This is a genomic window from Actinomycetes bacterium, from assembly GCA_036000965.1.
In the GTDB taxonomy this organism is placed as follows: Bacteria; Actinomycetota; CALGFH01; order CALGFH01; family CALGFH01; genus DASYUT01.
The window spans coordinates 1-14,456 of the sequence record DASYUT010000133.1 but is presented as its reverse complement, the minus strand read 5'-3'; the positions used below and the strand labels follow the sequence as shown (position 1 = coordinate 14,456).

General features: G+C 70.7%; 19 protein-coding genes. 12 read left to right on the top strand and 7 right to left on the bottom strand.

Annotation, left to right across the window (positions count from 1 at the left end):
- Window positions 1-67 precede the first annotated feature (67 nt).
- Window positions 68-601: a DinB family protein gene (locus VG276_11570; GenBank protein ID HEV8650015.1), complete on the bottom strand. Its 534-nt coding sequence runs from the start codon at window positions 599-601 to the stop codon at window positions 68-70.
- Window positions 598-1,095 carry an Lrp/AsnC family transcriptional regulator gene (locus VG276_11565; GenBank protein HEV8650014.1) on the bottom strand — a complete coding sequence of 166 codons (498 nt, stop codon included), beginning with the start codon at window positions 1,093-1,095 and terminating at the stop codon, window positions 598-600. The genes VG276_11570 and VG276_11565 overlap by 4 nt, the downstream gene beginning before the upstream one ends.
- 269 nt (window positions 1,096-1,364) lie before the next feature.
- On the opposite strand from VG276_11565, the gene VG276_11560 reads away from it, so the two are divergent.
- From VG276_11560 to VG276_11540, 5 genes are all read left to right on the top strand, one after another.
- Window positions 1,365-2,048, top strand: a complete 684-nt coding sequence (locus tag VG276_11560) for a helix-turn-helix domain-containing protein (GenBank protein HEV8650013.1) — start codon at window positions 1,365-1,367, stop codon at window positions 2,046-2,048.
- The gene (locus tag VG276_11555) at window positions 2,045-2,707 is read left to right on the top strand and encodes a nucleotidyl transferase AbiEii/AbiGii toxin family protein (GenBank protein HEV8650012.1); all 663 of its coding nucleotides are present in this window, start codon (window positions 2,045-2,047) and stop codon (window positions 2,705-2,707) included. Before VG276_11560 ends, VG276_11555 begins: the two co-directional genes overlap by 4 nt.
- 53 nt (window positions 2,708-2,760) lie before the next feature.
- Window positions 2,761-3,474, top strand: a complete 714-nt coding sequence (locus tag VG276_11550) for a DUF2461 domain-containing protein (GenBank protein ID HEV8650011.1) — start codon at window positions 2,761-2,763, stop codon at window positions 3,472-3,474.
- Window positions 3,475-3,781: 307 nt separating this feature from the next.
- Entirely contained in the window at window positions 3,782-4,231 is a 450-nt protein-coding gene (locus VG276_11545) for a cellulose synthase (protein HEV8650010.1), read from the top strand.
- An 85-nt stretch (window positions 4,232-4,316) separates the two neighbouring features.
- On the top strand, window positions 4,317-4,709 hold the full coding sequence (locus VG276_11540) for a hypothetical protein (protein HEV8650009.1): 393 nt from the start codon (window positions 4,317-4,319) through the stop codon (window positions 4,707-4,709).
- A gap of 219 nt (window positions 4,710-4,928) precedes the next feature.
- Here VG276_11540 and VG276_11535 read toward each other — a convergent pair whose 3' ends face one another.
- Window positions 4,929-6,254: an NADH-ubiquinone oxidoreductase-F iron-sulfur binding region domain-containing protein gene (locus tag VG276_11535; protein HEV8650008.1), complete on the bottom strand. Its 1,326-nt coding sequence runs from the start codon at window positions 6,252-6,254 to the stop codon at window positions 4,929-4,931.
- A gap of 381 nt (window positions 6,255-6,635) precedes the next feature.
- Between VG276_11535 and VG276_11530 the strand changes: the two genes are divergently transcribed.
- Entirely contained in the window at window positions 6,636-7,064 is a 429-nt protein-coding gene (locus VG276_11530) for a nuclear transport factor 2 family protein (GenBank protein HEV8650007.1), read from the top strand.
- A 133-nt stretch (window positions 7,065-7,197) separates the two neighbouring features.
- Here VG276_11530 and VG276_11525 read toward each other — a convergent pair whose 3' ends face one another.
- The 3 genes from VG276_11525 to VG276_11515 form a co-directional block, all read right to left on the bottom strand.
- On the bottom strand, window positions 7,198-7,623 hold the full coding sequence (locus tag VG276_11525) for a cupredoxin family copper-binding protein (protein ID HEV8650006.1): 426 nt from the start codon (window positions 7,621-7,623) through the stop codon (window positions 7,198-7,200).
- A gap of 119 nt (window positions 7,624-7,742) precedes the next feature.
- On the bottom strand, window positions 7,743-8,306 hold the full coding sequence (locus tag VG276_11520) for a DsbA family protein (protein ID HEV8650005.1): 564 nt from the start codon (window positions 8,304-8,306) through the stop codon (window positions 7,743-7,745).
- Entirely contained in the window at window positions 8,303-8,806 is a 504-nt protein-coding gene (locus VG276_11515; protein HEV8650004.1) for a redoxin domain-containing protein, read from the bottom strand. Before VG276_11515 ends, VG276_11520 begins: the two co-directional genes overlap by 4 nt.
- A gap of 296 nt (window positions 8,807-9,102) precedes the next feature.
- Between VG276_11515 and VG276_11510 the strand changes: the two genes are divergently transcribed.
- On the top strand, window positions 9,103-10,065 hold the full coding sequence (locus tag VG276_11510; protein HEV8650003.1) for a VOC family protein: 963 nt from the start codon (window positions 9,103-9,105) through the stop codon (window positions 10,063-10,065).
- Between the two features lie 112 nt (window positions 10,066-10,177).
- On the opposite strand, the gene VG276_11505 is transcribed toward VG276_11510, so the two are convergent.
- The gene (locus tag VG276_11505) at window positions 10,178-10,954 is read right to left on the bottom strand and encodes a GntR family transcriptional regulator (protein HEV8650002.1); all 777 of its coding nucleotides are present in this window, start codon (window positions 10,952-10,954) and stop codon (window positions 10,178-10,180) included.
- Between the two features lie 108 nt (window positions 10,955-11,062).
- On the opposite strand from VG276_11505, the gene VG276_11500 reads away from it, so the two are divergent.
- The 5 genes from VG276_11500 to VG276_11480 all read left to right on the top strand — a co-directional run bounded on the left by VG276_11500 (window position 11,063) and on the right by VG276_11480 (window position 14,295).
- The gene (locus VG276_11500; protein ID HEV8650001.1) at window positions 11,063-11,428 is read left to right on the top strand and encodes a YciI family protein; all 366 of its coding nucleotides are present in this window, start codon (window positions 11,063-11,065) and stop codon (window positions 11,426-11,428) included.
- Between the two features lie 31 nt (window positions 11,429-11,459).
- A complete protein-coding gene (locus tag VG276_11495; GenBank protein ID HEV8650000.1) occupies window positions 11,460-12,356 on the top strand; it encodes an NAD(P)-dependent oxidoreductase in 897 nt (298 codons plus the stop codon).
- On the top strand, window positions 12,353-13,300 hold the full coding sequence (locus tag VG276_11490; protein ID HEV8649999.1) for a fumarylacetoacetate hydrolase family protein: 948 nt from the start codon (window positions 12,353-12,355) through the stop codon (window positions 13,298-13,300). Before VG276_11495 ends, VG276_11490 begins: the two co-directional genes overlap by 4 nt.
- Window positions 13,297-13,758: an SRPBCC family protein gene (locus VG276_11485; GenBank protein HEV8649998.1), complete on the top strand. Its 462-nt coding sequence runs from the start codon at window positions 13,297-13,299 to the stop codon at window positions 13,756-13,758. Before VG276_11490 ends, VG276_11485 begins: the two co-directional genes overlap by 4 nt.
- A 126-nt stretch (window positions 13,759-13,884) precedes the next feature.
- Window positions 13,885-14,295 carry a nuclear transport factor 2 family protein gene (locus VG276_11480; GenBank protein ID HEV8649997.1) on the top strand — a complete coding sequence of 137 codons (411 nt, stop codon included), beginning with the start codon at window positions 13,885-13,887 and terminating at the stop codon, window positions 14,293-14,295.
- The last annotated feature ends 161 nt before the right edge of the window (window positions 14,296-14,456 follow it).

The following is a 14,456-nucleotide window of genomic DNA, read 5'->3' as shown; positions in this document are numbered from 1 at the left end:
CGCGGGGCGGGGGCTTGACCCCAGCCCCCAGGCCTGGGGAGGGCTGATCCCAGCCCGCAGGCCCGGCTCAGGCCGAGCGGGCCGACTCGACCGTGCGCTGGAGCTGGTTGAGGTGGGCGAGGTCGTGCCCGGCCACCTTGGCCACGGTCAGGTCGAAGCGCTCCTCGCCCTGCTCGCCGTGCACCCCGAGGCGCTCCCAGGCCGATCGCGGCACTCCGGCGAGCAGGGCGAGGTTGGCCGCGCGGAGCCGCTCCCAGGTGGCCAGCAGCTCGTCCGCGCGAGGCTTCGGGAGCCCGGCGAACCGCTTCTCGTCGTAGCCGGGGTAGCTCGGCCGGTCCTCGGTCAGCGTCAGCCGCCAGCGGAACCCGTAGACCAGGTCCACGTCGAACAGGTGGCCGAGCACCTGCTCGGCCGACCACTCGCCGGGCCCAAGCGGCCTGGTCCACTGCTCGGCGCGGAGGCCGGCCACGGTCCGGGCGACCACGGCCGGCGCGGCTGCGAGCACGTCGAGCGGGTCGCGGTCGCCGAGCGTGGCCAGCAGCGCATCCACGTACGCCTTGGGGTCCTCGGTTGCGCTGGGGATCTCGATGGCCTCGGTCATCCTGGGTCCTCTCTCTCGGGCTCGCTCAGCGACGAGAGCGCGAGCGTGGTCATGGTCGCCTGGACGTTGGGCAGGCCGCGGACGCGGTCGAGCAGGTCCTGCAAGGCGAGCGGGTCTGCGACCCGGACCTTCAGCAACATGCACCATTCGCCGGTGACGCGGTGGCACTCCTCGACCACCGCCCGATCGTTCCCGGTGCGCAGGATGGCAGCGCCGGTGTCCACGCAGTCGGGCCCTGCCGTGCGGACCCAGATGAACGAGGTCATCGGCTTGCCGAGCGCCCGCCAGTCGACCAGCGCCTGGTAGCCGCGGATGACCCCGGCCGCCTCGAGCCGCTTCACCCGCTGGTGCACGGCCGGCCTGGACAGCCCCACCCGCTGGGCGAGCTGCTCCTGGCTCAGGCGTCCGTCGCGCTGCAGCGCCCGCACGATCTCCAGGTCGACGGGATCGATGGCCGCCCTCCGTCCGACTCCTGCCTGAACGTCGAAGATCATACGGAGTGGGCGACAATCCGTCACCAGGGTCGTTGGAAATCGAACGGATCGTTCGCCCCGGAGGTGACCGTCAGGCCGCCGCACAGGCAACGACTTACGGCTGGTTCGCAGCCCCGGCCGGTGCCGGGGAGCTCGCAACCCCCTCGGTCGGTTCGGAGGCTGTCTTGCAGTCCTCGGCCTCCAAGCCTCGACGCCGGGTAGCAAGAGCCACCTGCGATGCAGCTCTCAGCTATCATAACGATGTGGACAGATTGAGGACCTCAGGTGAGGTGGCTCGGCTGCTGGGCACGTCGGTGCCGCGCGTGCTGCGGGCGGCCCGGCACGGGCTCGTGCCCGTTGCCAGGCGAGGCAACCGCGCCCTCTTCGACGCCGACGCCGTAGAGCGGCTGCGGCACCGGTGGGGGGTGGTGCCGCGGATCCAGGGGCTGCGCCGCGAGGACACGCTCGCGTTGGCGGCGCTCGGGCGCCGCCCCTTCGGCCTGCGATCCGCTCGGGCCCTGGCCAGGGCCACGGGCTTGAGCCCCACGGCCGCCGGCCGGGCGCTCGAGCGCCTCGCAGCCGCCGGCTACGTGGAACGGCGGCTGGTACGGGTCGTCGAAGGGCGGGTCCGTGACGTGCCGGTGTGGATGGTCCGATGGCAGTCTCCGGAGTGGCTGGCGGTTGCGGCCACCGTCTCGACCGCGGTGCTGCCCCAGCGCCCACGCACCGACCCCCTCCCGCGCCGCGTGCCGGCCCGGCTGGCGCACGTGTTCTGGAACGAGGACCTGGCCCGGCTCGACGTCGAACGCGATGCCGTGCTGATCGCGGGCCGGATCCTGCGGGCCGACGATCCCGAGGCGACAGCGTGGATGAGCCAGACCCTCCCCCGCGACGCGATCGAACGGGCCTCGCGGTCCCGCGGCCTGGATCCCCGGCGTGCCAGGCTGGGGCAACTGCTGGCCGCGGCGCGATGACCCTTCCTGGTTGGCTCGCTGCCGTTCTGCCCCCAGACACCGGCCTCGCTTGGCAGGCCGTCAGGGAGGCCGTCCCCGCCGAGGCCTACCTCGGCGGTGGCACGGCGATCGCGGTCCACCTGCACCACCGCGTGAGCCGCGACCTCGACCTGTTCCTGGAGGCGCCCATCGACCTCGAGCATCTACGCAAAGAACTGGACCGCCGAGGCGGGCTGCACGTCACCACGTTCGAGCCCGTTCCCGGTCGCCAAACCCTGAACGGCTACCTCGGCGCAACGAAGCTGCAGATCCTCGAAGCGTCATCGCTCGCCATGATCGAGCCGACCACCCAGGTCGAGGGCCTACGCGTCGCGGGCATCGGCGATCTCCTCGCGATGAAGCTCAAGGTCGTCCGCGAGCGCGGGGAACTGCGCGACTACTTCGATGTCCTGGTGATCGAGCGGGACGCCCGCCGGCCGGTCGAGGAGGGGATCGCGCTGGCGCTCCGCAAGTACAGACCCCAGGGCGAGGAGCAGTTCGTCGAGTCGCTGGTACGGGCGCTCGGGTACCTCGATGACGTCGAGGAGGATCCAGCCATCCCGATGCCGAAGGCGGCGATTGCCCGCTACTGGGCCACCCGACTCCCCGAGATCAACGCAAACCTGTCCCGCGAACGCTGAGGCGGGCTCGACGAATGAGCCTGCTGCCCTTCCGGGCGGTAGGATCCGGGGTCATGAAGGCAGCACGCACGGACAGCGGGGGGCCGGGCGGCGAGGTGTTCGCCGGGATCCCTGACGAAGGGCTGGCGTTCCTCGAGGATCTGGAGGAACACAACACCAAGGAATTCTTCGAGCCCAACAAGCAGCTCTTCCGGGACCGGCTGCAGGCTCCGTTCGAGGCGTTGCTGGCTAGCGCCAGCGCGAGGATGGAGGCGGCCGGGATCGGGGTCGGGCCGCCGAAGGTGTTCCGAATCCACCGCGACCTGCGCTTCAGCAAGGACAAGACCCCGTACAAGACCAACATGGCCGGGTACGTCCGGCACCGCCCAGCCGGCGGCGCCGATGCCGACACCGGCTACTACGTGAGCTTCGCCCCCTCTGGGCTGTATGTCGGCGGCGGCCTGTACCGGCCGGCCCGGCCGCGGCTCGAGCGGGTCCGGGCTGCCGTCGCCTCCGGCGCCGAGGGGCCGGCCCTGGCCGCCCTGCTCGCCGAGGCGGCCGGCCACGGCCTGGAGGTCGGGCTCGATCCCCTGCAGCGGGTGCCCAAGCCCTACCCGGCCGACCACCCCCGCGCCGACCTGCTGCGGGCCCGGTCGCTGGTCCTCGGCCGCCACCACCAGCGCGGCCCCTGGCTCGTCACCACCGAGGTGCTCGACCGCCTGGTCGAGGACTGGCGCCAGATCGCCCCCCTCCACCGCTGGCTCGACCGCTGCCTGACCGGCCCGTAGCGCCCGCCCGGCGAAGCTCCAGGCCAAGACATCGTCCCGCGACGCTCGCAACGGAGAGGTTACGGGCACGACTTCTGGTGCCCTGCCTGGACCCGCGACTGCTCGCCGCCGCCGCCCGGTCGCTGCGGTTCGGCCGGAGCTACCGGATGGGACCCGGAAGTGCCCTTCTCGTGCCACGATGGTTGCAGCCCCGGTCGAGTACCGGCACCGCGGTCGTGCACCCCTGTGGCGTCAGGGAGCGGGAACCCGCTCGCCGTGGGTGCTCGACCGTGGCTCCACGGGCGATCGCGGATGGAGGATGCGGGACATGGCAGGGTTGGACTCGGTTGCGTGGCTTCCCCTGTGTGCCGGGCTCACCCTGCTCGGCCTGGCCGGGAGCTGGCTCGCCTGGCGCCGCCGGGGCGCCGCCGCGGGGCTGCGTGGTGCCGCTTGGTCGCTGCTGCCCCTGGCCGCCTACCTGACCGGCGTGGTCACGCTGCTGTGGGAGGTGGGGACGGCAGGCACCCGCTGGGTGGCAGGGTTCGCCTTCTCGCCGGCGGTGTGGGCCGGGCTCGCCGTCACCGGGCTCGCCGCTGCCTGCTTCGCCGTCTCCGGGCTGCTGCGGCGCCGCGCACCGGCCCAGGCGCCGTCCCGGCCCGCGATCGACCCGGCCGCGCCCAAGCCCAAGCCGCCGGCGCCGTCGCGGCGGGCCGGCAAGGGCGACGACGACGAGTTCGCCGAGATCGAGGAGATCCTGCGCCGCCGCGGCATCCGCTGAGCATCGGCACCCATGCTCCGCTGAGCATCGGCACCCATGTATCAGAGGACTCTGAACCGCCTCTCAGTTACGAGGGGTGATGACGATGGCCGATGACACCCGCGAAGCGGTGGCGATCCGTGTCGACAGGGTCCAGATCGTCACGGACCGAAACAGCACCTTGTGGGGGTTGCGCCTCCTCAACGTCGAGGGAGTCCTCGCCCTGGTTCGAACTGACGACGGGCTCTTCGTCGTCTTCGTCGAGAACGGCGATCGCGATGTCTGGGAGGTCCCGCTCGAGAAGGTGCGCTATCTCGGTGACCCACCACCGCCGTTCGGGATCAAGGCGCTGGCGGGCACGGCTGTTCGCGTCGACATCGACGGCGACCGAAAGATCATCGTCTTCACCGGCCTCCCGAGCGGCAACGCGACCGAGGCTCTCGCCGACAAGGAGGCTCGGGAAGCCTGGGTGCAACTGCTCCCCGAAGCCGGAACGTGAGAGAGCCTGCCGCACCCGCCGTCCGAAGCCGGAACGTGAGCGGGCCTGCCGCACCTGCCGTCGCCCTGGCGTCGACGAGCGCGCCGGGACGCATCGAGGCGCCGATCTGACAGCACGCCTGTCAGAAGATCTCCTAGTGGCGACCCCGGCGAGGTCTGCCCGGTGCCCGGTCGTGAGCATCGACGTCGCTACCGCGACCCGCCGTTGGGGAACAGCCGGTCAGGAAGCGTAGGTCCAGTCGGGTTGCTTCTTTGCGTACGCCAGGTCGTAGGCGAACCGTCCTGCCGTCGCATCCCAGTCGACGATCTTGTGGAAGGGGAGCTCGCGGGGCAGCGGACACGACGTCCCGATGTGCCTGCCGAACTCCTCGCCGAACACCTGGACCAGGCTCTGCATGAGCAGGCTCTCCCCGGTTGGCAGGGCGCACTTCTGTCCGCCGGTGGAGCCCCTTGCCCGCACCAGGATGAGCTCGAGGTCCCGGTCGGATCCGCCGCCCGCCTCGATCGCACCCAGTGCCTGGGTGACCTCGCCGGTCCCGAACTTGCACGCCGGGCACTGACCGCATGACTCCACGAACAGGAACCGCGAGTACCGGTAGGCCGCCTGCACCATGCAGGCCGAGTCGTCGAACACGGCGAACCCGGCCGCCCCGAGGCCCGACCCCACCTGACGCATCGAGTCGAAGTCCAGCGGCGTGTCGAGCTGGGCTGGACCGATGACCGTGTTGGAGGCGCCGGGGAAGATCGCCTTCACCGTCCGGCCCTCTGGCGGGCCGCCGGCCAGCTCCTCCACCAGGTACCGCAGCGGCGAGCCGAGTGGAAGCTCGAACAACCCCTCCCGCCGCACATCCCCGCAGACGGTGAAGACCATCGTGCCGGGAGCGCGTTCGGTTCCGTTGGCCCGGAGCCAGTCGGGCCCGTCGGCCAGGATGTGGGGCACGTTGGCCAGGGTCTCGAGGTTGTTGACGAGCGTGGGGTTGTCCTCCGGAGGCCTGGCGAACAGCCCCTGGACGAACGGGCGAGCCACCCGCGGCAGCGGCAGGCGCCCCTCGATCACCTCCTCCAGTCCGGTTTCCTCTCCGAACAGGTACAGGTCCGGGCCCAGGGCGATCTCCACCGGGATGCCTCCGAGCGCGTCCGCTTCCCGCATCTCCTCAAGCGCCCGGCGCAGGGCCTCGATCTCCGGGGTGAACGCCTCCTTCAGGCCGACGTAGGCGCGCTCGGCTCCGACCGCGTAGGCGGCGATGGCCAGGCCCTCCAGGACCTGATAGGGGTTCGTCCGAAGCAGCAGCCGGTCCTTGAAGGTGGCGGGTTCGCCTTCGGCGGCGTTGCAGACCGCGAACCGGGGGCCGGCGCCGACCGCCCGGACCGCCCGCCACTTCTCACCGGTCGGGAATCCTGCACCTCCCCGGCCGCGGAGCCCGCTTCGTGCCACCTCCCCGATCACCGCCTGGGGCCATGCGGCGAGGGCGCTCTGGAGCCCGCGTCCACCTCCGGCGGCCTCGTATTCGCCGAAGGATCGTGGGACCAGGTCGAGGAGGGGCACGGCGGGAGCTTACGCCTTCGCAAGCCATTCCCCGAGCGGCTTGTGGAACCGCTCCGGCGGAACCGCTCCGGCGCGACCGGTCACCGCCCGGCCCAGCCCGGTCGGTCTCCTCCTTCTCGATCGATCGCGAGTACGTCCCTTACGGACACGCGAGTACGTCCCTTACGGACAGCGGAGCGTCCACGGCGAAGGCGGGCCTCTCGCTGTTTCGGGCGCTGCGGGCCTTGCGTCCAGCTGCGTCCAGCCTGGTGATTCGGTAGCCCTCGCCGGGCTTTGTAATTCCGGTTGTGCGGATTCTGGCCACCCCTGCGGATACGCGGTCTTGACACACCCAAAAAGCAGCGTAGGTTACCGGCTCGACCCCAGGAGAGGAGAGCTACGTTGTCAAGAGAAATCGAGCAGCTCGATGACCAGGGAATGGCCGCCTGGGACGGCCACGACGTGGACGCGTTCATTGCCCTGTTCGCCGACGACTTCGTCTGGACGGATCTCACGCTGCCGGAGCCGATGCGGACCAAGGACCAGGCCCGCCAGTACATGCAGGCCTGGTTCACGGCATTCCCGGACATGCGCGTCAGGCAGGCGAACCGGGTCGTCAGCGAGGACGCGGCCGCCGCCGAGGTGGAGTTCACCGGCACCAACTCCGGCCCAATGCTGATGGCCGGCAGGGAGATCCCGCCGACCGGCAGGAATGTCGTCGGCAGGGGTGCCTATTTCGCGCGCGTCATCGACGGGAAGGTCGTGCAGTTCAGCTCGCACCCGGATGTCGCCGGCCTGATGCTGCAGCTGGGGTTCATACCCGAGATGTGAGAAAGTCGCGTTCGACGAGCTGGCCTTGTCGTTCTGACCCTCCGTGAGGGCGGGCATCAATATGCCACCCGCCGACCAGACGCAACGACGTGCTCGCCCTCTCGTGCGAGGATCAAAGGATCAAGAGAGGTCGCTACGACACCACGATCGTCCCATGCATCGACGGGTGGATCGTGCAGTGGTAGGCGAAGGTGCCCGCCTTGGTGAAGGTGAACGAGAACGTCGCCCCCGACGGCATGGGATGGTCGAACGCGCCGCCGTCGGCGGTCACGGTGTGCGCGACGCCCTGCTGGTTGGTCCAGGTAACCTTCTGGCCCACCTTGGCCTTCAGGGTCGCCGGCGAGAACGCAAAGTTGTCGATGGCCACCGCGGTCCCACTCGCAGGGGTGCCAGCACCGCTGGTGGTCGGACCGCCGCCGGAACCGGTGGCCGACGGGGCGGCGGTGGTCGCCGGGGAGCCGCCGCCATACCCCCCGGAGCCTGACTTGTTGCCGCCGCAACCGGCGGCGAGCACCCCTGCCGCTGCGAGCAGGATGAGCGCGACAAGGGTGCGGCGCATGAACGCGAACCTCCCGGGATGCGACCTCAACTCGGGTACTCCTGTGCGACTGCGCCGCGGGTCCTGGTTCCCAGGCCCACCCCGACTCCACAACGGCAAGGCTGTCGAGCGGCAATCCTTCATCCCGTCCCTCGTTCCGAGGCCGCGGCTCGCTCCAGGGCGGTGAGCAGGGTCTCGATCTCGTAGGAGCCGTCGTGCCTCGCACCGTTGATGTAGAAGGTCGGCGTGCCGTTCACGCCGCTCCGCACGCCGCTCATGAAGTCCTCACGGACCCGCTCGGCGTGGACGTGCCCGGCCAGCTCTTCGCCGAACAGCTCGACGTCGAGCCCGAGCTTCTCGGCGTAAGCGCGGAGGTCCCGGTCGCGCAGGCGCCGCTGGTTCTCGTACAGAAGGTCGTGCATCTGCCAGAACCTGCCCTGGGTGGCCGCAGCCTCGGCGGCCTCCGCGGCCTGTTCGGCGTGGGGGTGCGAGGTCGTGATCGGGAAGTTGCGGAAGACGAACCGGAGCCTCTCACCCATCCGGGCCTGCACCTCCTTGATGATGGGATACGCGGCGCCGCAGTATGGACACTCGTAGTCGCCGTACTGGACCAGCGTCACCGCCGCGTCCGCCGGCCCCTGGATGTGGTCCCGGTCTTCGGAGACCGGCATGGTAAGGACGGCCTCCCACTCGGTTGCGCTCATGAGGCGCCCTCCTCCCCCAGGTTCTCAAGGGCGCGAAGGATCCCGTCCGCGCCGGGGTTCACGCTCACCGGCGAGACGTAGCTCCACCGCACGGTGCCGTCGGCATCGATCACGTACAGGGCCCGCTCGCTGGTGCCTTCCTCGGCTCGGTAGACCTGATACGCCCGAGCCACCTCACCCTTGGGCTCGAAGTCGGCCAGCAGCGGGAAGTGCAGGTTGCGGTCCTTCGCGAAGGCCAGATGGCTCCAGACCCCGTCCACCGAGATGCCCAACAGCGCTGCGTTGAACTTCTGGAACTCGGGAAGCACCTCCTGGTACAGCGCCATCTGATCGGAGCAGACCGGGCTCCAGTCCGCCGGGTAGAAGGCAAGGATCACGGGCTGACCCCGGAACTCGGCGAGTGACATCGTATTGTCTGGCGTGGACGGAAGTTCGAAGTCGGGTGCCTTGGTCCCGGGCGGCAGTGGCGTTGCACGGTGGCCGACACTCGTGCTGGTCATCTCCGAAACCTCCTCCGCGGCGGCGAATGTCGAGTGAGACTAGGTGCCTCCTCGCTGTTTGTTCAGTCCTCCTCGCTGGACTCGTCGTAGCGCCACCGTACTCGTCAACGAGGTGATCGACGGCCCCCCGCGCCGTGTCGCGTACGGTCATCGCCCCTCCTCAGGTACGACGCAGGTACGACGAAGGGGTCGTGCTCGAGGGTCGAGGCCTCGACCGGCGGACTGAACGGCCACTGGAATCCTTGTCCCGACCCTAGAAACTGTGTACAGTTTCTGCCGGCGGGAGGGAGGCTGAGGTGATCGAGCTCGAGGACATCGCATACGTGCGTTCCGGCGTCACGGATCTGCCGGCCGCCGTTCGCTTCGCGACCGACATCGTGGGGCTTGAGCTGGTGGCCTCGGATGAGCAAGGGGTTGCGCACCTTCGGGCCGACGCGCGCCACCATTGCCTCGCTTTTGTCGCGGGTCAGTCCGGTGTCATCGCGTCCGGCTTCACCGTTGCTGACGACGGCGCCCTGGCGGGCGCGGAGCGCGAGCTCGAACGTCGTGGCTTCGCTGTCCAGCGTCTCGACGCCGCGGCCGCGCGGTCGCGCCGGGTCCGCTCCGGCATCGCGTTCGACGACCCCTTCGGCAACCGGCTCGAGCTCGTGACGCAGCAGGAGTGCCTCGCCCGGCCGGTCGCCTTCGGGCGTGCGTCGGGGATCACGGAGTTCGGTCACCTGTGCCTCGACGCGCCGGACGTCCACGAGGCCTACCGGTTCTGGTCCGGCACCTTCAACGCGAAGGTGTCCGACTGGATCGGCGATGCCGCATGCCTCATGCGGATCGACCCCGTGCACCACAAGCTCGCCGTCTTCAAGGGCGACGGGCCGGGGCTGTGCCACATGAACTTCCAGGTCGCCTCGATCGACGACATCTTCCGGAACTGGCACTTCCTCGTCGACCACGGCGTCGAGATCGAGATGGGGCCGGGCCGGCACCCGCAGTCGACAGCCGTTTTCGTCTACTTCCGCGGTCCCGAGAGCTTCACCTATGAGTACTCCTTCGGGGTGCGCCGGATCGAGGACGACGCGGCGTGGCGGCCACGGACCTTCGACCCCGCCGAGCCAGGGTCGATCGACATGTGGCTCGGGCCGACTTCGCGACCGACGACGCAGCCGCAGGCGCGCGACGACGTGCCAGACGGCGCTGCACCTGGGGCGCCGTCCGGGGATCCGGCGCGGGTGCCCGCGACGCTCCCGGCGGCGCTCTCCGTCTAGTGCCGACCCCGACAAGGTTTGCCCGGTTGGCGCCGGGCTGGCACGCACTCGACCTGCAGCCATGCATGGATCCCGCGAGGCGTCGACCGGGCAGACCTAAATTGGGACGGCACTAGCCCGCGGACGCCGTGCGCAGCGCGGCAGGGTCGGCGCCCTCGGCGAGGGCGACGGCCTGCGGGACGGCCCGCGGCGTGTAGTCCGGCGCGCAGTCCGAGAGCACCCGCAGCGCTGTGCGGGCGAGGTGGTGGGCGAGCCCGGAGAGGGCCGCGCGGTCGTCTCCGGCCGCGAGGGCGTCCAGGATGGCCGCGTGCTCGGCGTCACCCGCGGTCTGCCAGTCGGCCGGCTCGGACTGCTGGTAGATCCGGATGTAGCGCACGCTGCGGTCCTCGAGCGACTGCAGCGTGCGCAGGAGCGGCTCGCCCGCCCCGGCCGTCATCACCCGGTGATAGGCGTGGTGCGCCTCGAACCACCCGGGAAGGTCCCCGGTCCGCGCGGCCCGGCGCATCGCGGTGAGCAGCCGGCCCGCCTCCCGGCGCTGACGTGAGCCGATGGACTCCAGGGTCATCGACAGCGCGAGCGTCTCGAGCAGGATGCGGCACGCGTAGTCGGCGTCGAGCTCGACCGGGTCAAGGTCGGCCACGCGCATCCGCTGGTTCGGCTCGAACTCGACGTAGCCCTCCTCCTGGAGCATCCGCAGCACCTCGCGCAGCGGCGTCCGGCTTACGCCGAGCTGCTCGGCGAGCGCCACCTGCGACAGCTTCGTGCCCGGCGGGATGCGACCGTCGAGGATGCACTCGCGCAGGTACGTGTGCAGGCGGGGGATGGCCTGCCGGACCTCGGGGAGGTCCACGCGCTCGATCCCGGGGATGCGGGCTGCCGAAGGTGCCATATGCGCATTGTATGCATGGACCTCAACTGCATACACATCTTGGCCGGAGTCTTGACGCTGTGAGGCAAAACTGCATACAGTTTGGCCAAGGTCACGAGGAGGTGCCCGATGCCTGTCGAACGCTCGGCGATGCTCGGCGCGCAGCTCTGGGTCGTCCGGTGGAGCCCCCGCGAAGGGGTCACGGCGGCGGACGTCGAGGCCGCCCTCGATGCCCACCTGGAATGGATGCTCGGGCTGGAGGCTGCCGGGCACGTCGTCGCCTCCGGCCCTCTGACCTCGGGGCCGGGCGTCACGCCGGGCGCGGGCCTCACGGTGCTCAGGACGTCCACGGAGCAGGAGGCCGCCGCGCTCGCGGCCCAGGACCCGTTCGTCGCCAAGGGGCTACGCACCTTCGACGTCCTTGGGTGGCGCGTCATGGAGGGCGCTCTCACCGTGCGGGTCTCCTTCGGCACGACGACCTACCGGATCAGCTGATGGCCGCGGGCCGGCCGGAGGGAGGCGGACGATGACGACCGTCGGGGTCATCGGGCTCGGGAAGATGGGCCTGCCCATCGCCCAGAACCTCATGGACCGTGGCTTCGCCGTGGTGGGCTACCGGCGCTCGGGCACCGGCGAGCTCGCCGCCCTCGGCGGCACCGGTGCGCAGTCACCGGCCGAGGTGGCGTCCGCGAGCGACGTCCTGCTGTCGATCCTGCCGGACGTCGCGGCGCTGCGGGAGGTCCTCCTCGGCCCGCACGGCACCATGACGAAGCTGCGCCCGGGCACGGTCCACGTGGAGATGAGCACGCTCGACGTCGCGGAGAAGGCGGCGCTGCGCGACCGCGTCCGGACGTCCGGCGGCGACCTCCTCGACTGCCCGATCAGCGGCACGCCGGCCATGGTCCGGCCCCGAGCGGCGACGACGTTTGTCTCGGGGGAGGAGGCGAGCGTGGACGCCGTCCGCGAGGTGCTCGACGCGATCTCCGGGCCGTGGGTCTACACGGGCGCCTTCGGCACCGCGGCGCGCCTGAAGTACGTCGCCAACCTCCTTGTCGCGGTGCACACCGTCGCGACCGCGGAGGCGATGCTGCTGGCCCGCCGCAGCGGCCTGGACCTCGAGCTGGTCCAGCGCACCCTCGACGACTCGATCGCCTCGTCGGCGATCTGGCAGCGTCGCGGCCCTCTCGTCCAAGAGCGACGCTGGACGCCCGCGCCCGGGCCCATCGCGACGCTCCACCACATCCTCGAGCAGATCGAGGACCAGGCCGAGGCGATCGGGACCGTGCTGCCCCTCTTCGCCGTCGCCAAGCAGCTGTATGACCAAGCGCTCGCCGACGGGTGGGGAGCCCTCGACATCGCCGCCGTTCACGATGTCCTGTCCGGCCAGAGCCCGGCGTCCGCCGAGCCCGGGAGCGCCTCGTGACCATCTGGTCCCTCGTCACCGTCGTCGCCGATGACGAGCCGTTCGTCGCCGCCCGGGTGGGCGACGGGAGCCTGCGGGAGGTGCCCGCGCTCAAGGGGTGGGCGAGCCTCACCGAGCTCGTCGACGGCTGGCCCGCGGCCGCCGAGGCCCTCCGCGCGATGGACGTCGAGGCCGCAGCCCCGCTCGTCGGCGTCCGGCTGCTCGCGCCGCTGCGCTACCCACGCAAGGTGATCTGCGCCGGCGTCAACTACCGGCGGCACATCGCGGAGATGGGCACCGAGCCGCCGCCGGCGGACTGGACGCCGTTCTTCTTCCTCAAGCCGCCGACGACGACCGTCGTCGGTCCGTTCGACGACGTTCCCGTCGACGGCCCGGAGGCGGCGCGGCTGGACTGGGAGGCCGAGCTCGCCGTCGTCATCGGCGTCGGCGGCCGGGAGATCCCGCGTGAGAAGGCCCTCGCGCACGTCGCGGGGTACTGCGTAGCGAACGACATCACGGCGCGCGGGTACCACCGTCGGGCGAGCGTGCCCGCACCCGCCTTCCGCTACGACTGGTTCGCCTCGAAGGCCCGCGACGGCTCGCTGCCGCTCGGCCCCGGCCTGACCCCGGCCTGGCTCGTCCCGGACCCGCAACATCTACGAATTCGCCTGTGGGTCAACGACGAGCTCCAGCAGGACGGGAGCACGGCGGACATGATCTGCGACATCCCCACGCTCGTCGCCGCGGCGAGCCAGGCCGTGACCTTGGAGCCGGGTGACGTCATCTCGACCGGGACGCCGGCCGGGGTGGGCGCCGGCCGAGGCGTGTCCCTGCGGCCCGGCGACGTGGTCCGTACGGAGATCGAGCACCTCGGCGTCCTCGTCAACCGCATCGTCGCCGCTGACTCGCCGGTGCACGCGCACCGCCCGCGGAACCCGCCCCGCTCGCGCCTGGAGGAGCCATGATCTTCGTCAGTTACGCTCTGCCCGTCAACGAAGACGGCCAGCCGCACCTGGACCGCGCGGCCGTGTGGAACGGCCTCGTGCTCAAGGCCGACAACGCCTTGCCCTTCGTCCCCGCCATGACGCGGTGCGACATCGTGGAGCGGCACGGACCCGCGAGCTTCGACCGCGACATCGAGTTCCGCGGACAGCAGTTCCGAGAGCGCATCACCCTCGAGGAGCCGCACCGCGTCGTCTTCACCCGCATCTCGGGACCCGTGCTCGGCACGATCGCCAACGAGATCGAGGGCCCGGACGACGACCTGCGGCTGCGCTTCAGCTTCGCCCTCGTCGTCGCCGGCGTCCAGGGCGGCTCGCAGGCTGAGCGCGAGTACGCCGAGGGGATGACGGCGGACTACCTCAAGGCCGTCGCCGCCACGCTCGACGCGATGCGCCGCATCGCCCGCGGCGAGGCTGCCTGACCGCCCGCCCTGCCGCTCAGCCGCATGCCCGTCACGACCCTGTACCACCGCCCCTCGTCCCCCCGTCCCACATCGAGACCATCACTCGTCCCCCCGTCCCACATCGAGACCATCAGAGGAGGAAGCATGTCCACCTGGATCGACGACTACTACGCCGACGTCGACGCCATGCGCCTGGAGGCGTACGTCGAGCGGCACAGCGACGATGCGGTCGTCGTGTTCGGCAACAACCCGCCGGCCGTCGGCAAGGAGGCGATCGGCGCGACGATCGGCGGCTTCTGGTCGATGATCGGCGGTCTGCGCCACGAGCGGCGCAACCTCTGGTTCGTCAACGACGGCGACACGGGGGTCGTCGAGGTCGTCACCCACTACACGACCAAGGGCGGCGCGGCGGTCGCCGTGCCCTGCGTCTCCATCCTCGACCGGAACGCCGACGGCAAGGTCACCTCCCTGCGTGTCCACATCGACCTGGCCCCGCTTTTCGAGCAGATCGGCGCCGAGCAGGCGGCTGAGCGGCCCAAGACGGTGACCGCGTGAGCGGGCGGCACGACGGGCGCGTCGCCGTCGTCACGGGCGGCGCCAATTCATCCTCTGGCACAACGTCTGTGGCACCTCCTGCCATCGATCAGGAGATGCGGCTGCGCATCGCCGATCAGCTGGGCGCGCGGTTCAAAGGCGACCTCATCGGTCCAGACCAC